This is a genomic window from Streptomyces sp. NPDC050388 (assembly GCF_040655635.1).
In the GTDB taxonomy this organism is placed as follows: domain Bacteria; phylum Actinomycetota; class Actinomycetes; order Streptomycetales; family Streptomycetaceae; genus Streptomyces.
The window spans coordinates 1-5,534 of sequence record NZ_JBFAKH010000187.1 but is presented as its reverse complement, the minus strand read 5'-3'; the positions used below and the strand labels follow the sequence as shown (position 1 = coordinate 5,534).

The 5,534-nt window shown below is 73.7% G+C and carries 3 protein-coding genes; all 3 read left to right on the top strand.

The window, feature by feature from the left end; genetic code table 11:
* On the top strand, nucleotides 1-1,479 hold a 1,479-nt coding region (locus AB0I73_RS40090; RefSeq protein WP_363045326.1), incomplete at its 5' end, for a KR domain-containing protein.
* A gap of 197 nt (nucleotides 1,480-1,676) precedes the next feature.
* Nucleotides 1,677-4,622, top strand: a complete 2,946-nt coding sequence (locus tag AB0I73_RS40085) for an AAA family ATPase (protein ID WP_363045325.1) — start codon at nucleotides 1,677-1,679, stop codon at nucleotides 4,620-4,622.
* A 36-nt stretch (nucleotides 4,623-4,658) separates the two neighbouring features.
* Entirely contained in the window at nucleotides 4,659-5,432 is a 774-nt protein-coding gene (locus tag AB0I73_RS40080) for an alpha/beta fold hydrolase (protein WP_363045324.1), read from the top strand.
* Nucleotides 5,433-5,534: the final 102 nt, after the last annotated feature.

The window sequence follows — 5,534 nt, the reverse complement described above, 5'->3', positions numbered from 1 at the left end:
CCCGCCACCCTCGACCCCCGCACCTGGACCCACACCGCCGCCGTCCTGGCCGGCACCACCGGCGAGGACCAGACCGCCGTCCGCGCCTCCGGCGTATACGCGAGCCGACTGGCGCAGGCGACTGCTCCGGCGGACGACGGCGCGTGGGAGCCGCGCGGCACGGTGCTGATCAGCGACGGTACGACGCCGGCCGCCACGCACGTCGCGAACTGGCTGGCCGGCACCGACGCCGAGCGTGTGGTGCTGCTGGCGCCCGCGGGCGGTGTCCCGGACGCGGACGTACTGGCGCGGCTCGGCGAGCGTGCGACGGTGAAGGCCGTCGATGTCGCCGACCGGGCGGAACTCGCCGCGCTGGTGGCTGCCCTGGAGGCCGAGGGATCGCCGGTGCGGGCCGTGCTGCACACGTCGGGCGGCGGTGGCGTCACCACCGACGACGCGGAGGCGGCCGAGGCGCTGCGCGCCCAGGTGGCGGGAGCGGTGAATCTGGACGCGGTGTTCGCGGACGCCGACCTCGACGCGTTCGTCCTGTTCTCGTCGATCGCCGGTGTGTGGGGCGGCAGCGGGCAGGCCGCCTACGCGGCGGGGGCGGCGTACCTCGACGGGCTGGCACAGATGCGCCGGAGTCGTGGCCGTGTGGCGACGTCCGTCGCGTGGGGGCCGTGGGCGAGCGCCGGAGCGGCAGCCGGCGATGGCACCGTGGACGACGGTGACGGACAGCTGCGGCGGCGTGGCCTGTCGGCCCTGGAGCCGGAGCACGCGCTGGCGGCGCTGGCCCGTGAGGTGGCCGGAAACGCTGCGACGCTGACGGTCGTCGACGTGGACTGGGAGCGGTTCGTGCCCGCGTTCACGGCGCTGCGGCCGAGTCCACTGCTGGCAGACCTGCCGCAGGTGGCGCGGATCGTGGCGGCCGCGGCCGAGAACGGGGTGGAGGACGCCGATGTGTTGGCGGGCCTGCGCGAGCGGCTCGCGGCGTTGTCGGAGGAGGAGCAGGAGGCGCAGCTGCTGGAGCTGATCCGGCAGCAGACGGCCGCGGTGCTCGGCCACTCGTCGGTGGCCGACGTCGAGGCGGACCGGGCGTTCCGGGAGATGGGCTTCGACTCCCTGATGGCCGTTGATCTGCGCAACCGGCTCACCCGGGCGACCGGGCTGCGGCTGGCGGCGGGCTTCGTCTTCGACCACCCCAACGCGGTGGCGGGGGCCCGGCTGCTGCGGCAGGAGCTGTTCCGGGACGGTACGGCGAGCGGGGATTCCCTGCTGCAGGAGCTGGACCGGCTGGAGGCTTCGCTCGGGACGTCGGAGCCCGACGCGCTCACGCGGACGCGGGTGGCGGTGCGGCTGCAGGCGTTCCTCGCCAAGTGGCAGGGGCAGAGCCAGGAGTCGGAGCCGGAGTCGGCACCGGAGGGCGGTGTGCTGGGTCAGCTGGAGTCGGCTTCGGACGACGAACTGCTCAGCTTCCTCGACCGCGAACTGGGGCGCTAGGAGGCTCGGGGAGATTTTGCTCCGGCCGCCCGGCTCGCCCGGGCCCCACCGCCGCCGGACGGGCCGAACCCCTGGGTCCATCGGGGCTCGACCCGCCCTGTAGCCGGGAGCAGCAGTCTGAGGCAGGCCAGCCAGGGGGTGTCCACCGGACACCCCCTGTGCGGCTCCTGCGTTCGGCCGATGCCTTTGGGGGTGCAGTGGAAGGCGATTGCGGAGAAGCCCTGGACGGTCTTGCCCAGCAGCTCGGCGAGTGTGCCGCCGGGACCGGCCGGCTCACGCTGGTCTCGGGCGGACTGGCCGGCGGCAAGACGCGGCTGCTGCATGCGTTCGCGCAGTACGCCAAGGAGGCCGGCGCCCTGTGTCTGCTGGCGACCGGTTCCCGCGCCGGGGCCGCGTTCCCGAGGGGGGTCGCGGACCAGTTGTTCCGGAACGCGGACCTGCCGCCGGAGGTGTCGGAGCGTGCCGCACGGCTGCTGGCCGGAGTGTCCGAAGGCGCCGATGAGGTCCGTGCCGTGCACGTGCTCTGCCTGGAGTTGCTGGATCTGGCCCGCACGGACCGCCCCTTGGTCGTCGTCGTCGATGACGTGCAGTTCGTCGACGACTTCACCCTGCGGCTGATCCTGCATCTGCGGCAGCGGATCGCCTCGGCACACGTGATGATCGTGCTGTCCGAGTGGAACTGGGCGCAGCCGGCGATGACCTCGTTCCATGCGGAGATCACGCAGTATCCGCACCGTCGGATGCGGCTGCGGCCGATGGACGAGTCGGCCGTGCTGGAGCTGTTGGCCGGGCAGACCTCCGTTCCGTACGCGCGGGTGCACGCGCCCGAGATGCTGCGCCTGACGGGCGGGAATCCGCTGCTCGTCGAGGCGTTGGTGGAGGATCACCGGGCCCGGCTGCCGGAACGTCCGGAGCCGCTGCCCGAGCCGCCCTCCGGGCCCGCCGACGAGCACGGGCCGGCGGTGCGCACGGCACAGGGCGCGCCCTCGGTGGCCGGTCCGTCGTATGCGCAGGGTGTGCTCAACTGCCTCCACCGCTGGGATCCTGCGCTGCTGGCGGTCGCCCGGGGAGTGGCCGTGCTGGGCGGTGAGCAGGCGTCCGGACCGCTGGTGGCGGGGCTGGTGAAGCTGCCGGTGGGCACGGTGGAGCAGGTGCTCGGCACGTTGTCGTCGGCGGGCATCCTGGACGGGTCCGGTTTCCGGCATCCGGTGGCGCAGAACGCCGTACTGGACACGCTCGGCTCGGCCGACCGAGCGCGGCTGCACTCCGCGGCCGCGGAGCTGCTGCATCGTGAGGGTACGGCGCCGGTGGCCGTGGCGGACCAGTTGCTGGCGGCCGTCCGCGGGGCCGCCGGGCAGGCACCGGGCGGGCCCGCGGACGAGGCGGCCGGGACGGAATCGCCGATCCGGCCGGCCTGGGAGATGGACGTGTTGCGGGGCGCGGCGGCGGAGGCGGCCGCACGCGACGACGTGGGCCTGGCGGTGCGATGTCTGGAGCTGGCGCTGGAGGTGTCCACGGATCCGCGCGAACGGGACGCGCTGCGGCGCGGGCTGGCGCGGGCCGTGTGGCGGATCGATCCTGCCACGGCGGACCGGTGGCAGGCGGCCGACCGGGCTGCCCTGGAGGGGGGTGCGCTGACGGGCCGGGACGCGTTGCCGTTGCTGAAGCAGGCGCTGTGGCGGGGTGATCCGGCCGGGGTGCGCCGTGCGCGCGCGGCGTACGAGGGCGAGGGCACGAACGCCACGGGTGCCGGGCGTGATCGCGACCCGTACGCGGAGGCGGAACTCCACCTGGCCTGCCGATGGTTCTACGGTGCGCCGGAGACGACGGGCGCGGCGGAGGGCCGGTCGGCGGCGGCCGGTGCCCCGGACCGGCGCCCCGAGGACCCGTGGGTCCGTGCGGTGTACGCGATCGCGGACGGTTGCTCGGGGGTGGGCGCCAAAAGCGTGCTGCCGAGCGCCGAGCACATCCTGAAGAGCTGCCGGCTGGACGAGATCATGCTGGAGGTCGTGCTGGCAGCGCTGCTCACGCTGATCCGCGGCGACCAGACGCAGCAGGCCCGGGAGCGGACCGACGCCCTGCACGCGGAGGCGGTGCGGCGCGGTGGTGTGGTCTGGCAGGCCGCGCTGGGCAGTGTGCGGGCTGAACTCGCGCTGCGGTGCGGTAAGCTGGCGTCGGCGGCGGATCTGGCACGGTCGGCGCTGAAGCTGCTGTCGGCCCGCTCGTGGGGGGTGCTGCGGGGGTATCCGCTCAGTGTCCTCATTTCGGCGCAGACGATGCTGGGGCAGCACGGCGCGGCCGAGGAATCCATTCGTCTCATGACGCCCGAGCTGCTGGACGGCGCCGTGTGGGGGCTGAGCTGCCTGTACGCGCGCGGTCGGCACCATCTGGCGACGGACAGGGTGCTGGCGGCCGTGAAAGACTTCCAGGCGTGCGCCCGGATCGGCCGGGAGCGGGGGTTCGACGTCGCCGAGCTCGTCCCCTGGCGCAACGGTCTGGCCGAGGCGAACCTGCGACTCGGCCGTACCGCCGTGGCGCGCGACCTGCTGAAGCAGCAGCTCGGTCTCGCGCAGGAGGTCAGCCTGCGCACGCAGGGCATCTCGCTGCGGCTGCTGGCCGCCACTGGTGAACTCGTGCAGCGCCCCGCCCTGCTGCGCAAGTCCGTCGACGCGCTGCAGGCGGCAGGCGACCGGATGGAGCTGTCCCGCGCCCTGACGGACCTGAGTGTCGCGTGCCGCGGCGTCGGCGAGCTCGACCAGGCACGGGCGGCGTCATGGCGTGCGGCGCAGGAGGCGAAGCTCTGCCGGTCCGCACCGCGGTCGGCCCCCGCGGCCGTGCCCGGCCCGCGCGCCGCGGCCGTCCGTCCCGAGCCCGGCTCCGGCTCGATCATGGACATGGCATACAAGGTGGTGTCGGCGGACAGCGACCGCGATGAGCAGACTGGAACGGGGCCCCTGCTACTCAGCGACGCCGAGAGCCGTGTGGCGCTCCTGGCCGCGCGGGGTTTCAGCAACCGGGAGATCAGCCAGCAGCTGTTCATCACCGTGAGCACCGTCGAGCAGCACCTGACCCGTGTCTACCGAAAACTCGGGGTGAGCAGTCGGCGGGCCCTGCCCACGCAGCTCCTGGCCCCCCAGGCATGACCCGCGGCCGCTCGAGCGGAGAATGAACGGAGAAACGTGAAGTCCCCCTGCGCACTGCGCCTGTTCGTGTTCCCGCATGCCGGCGGGTCCCAGCTGATGTTCCGCGAGTGGGCGGCGCACTTCCCCGAGGACTGGCAGTTCCTGCCCCAGGACTATCCGGGGCACGGGCTGCTGGCCGGGCTGACGCCGCTGGACGACGCGGACGCCCTGGTCGACTGGTTCCTCGAGCGGCTGGGCGCGGAACTCGGCGATCCCGACGTGCCGTTCGCCTGTTTCGGGCACAGCATGGGCGCACTCGTCGCGTACGAGGTCACCCGCAGGGTCGTCGGCCAGGGCGGCAGACCGCCGGTGTGGCTCGGCCTGTCGGGGTGCGGCGCACCGTACTCCGACAGGCCCCGGGTGGAGCCCGGCGAGCTGACCGATGCGGAACTGCGCCGCAGGCTGGTCAGGCTGGGCGGCACCCCGCCGCGCATCCTCGACGACCCGGAGTTGTGGAGCGTCTTCGCCCCCGTGATCCGTGCCGACATCACCCTGGTCGCCAACTGGCGTTCCCCGCAGGATGCGCCTCCGCTGCCGGTGCCGCTCACGGTCTTCCACGGCACCGAGGACGTGCTGGCCCCCCACGGCCCGCTGGAGGAGTGGGCGGACTCGACCACGGACTTCGTAGGGGTGCGGCGGTTCGACGGCGGTCACTTCTACTTCCAGGACGATCCGGCGCGCCTGGCCGCGGTGATCACCGGCGATGTGCGGAGGTCCTTGGTGAGGGCCGCGGTGCGGCCCCGTTCCGCCCTCACTCCGGAGAACCGGTAGAGAGGCGGTCAACTACCCGTCGCTAAAGCGACGGGCTTGCACAACGGGCATCACTGGCTGTGGTGCTGCGCTTGCGTCCGGCCCCGTCCCGCGGGCGCGGGA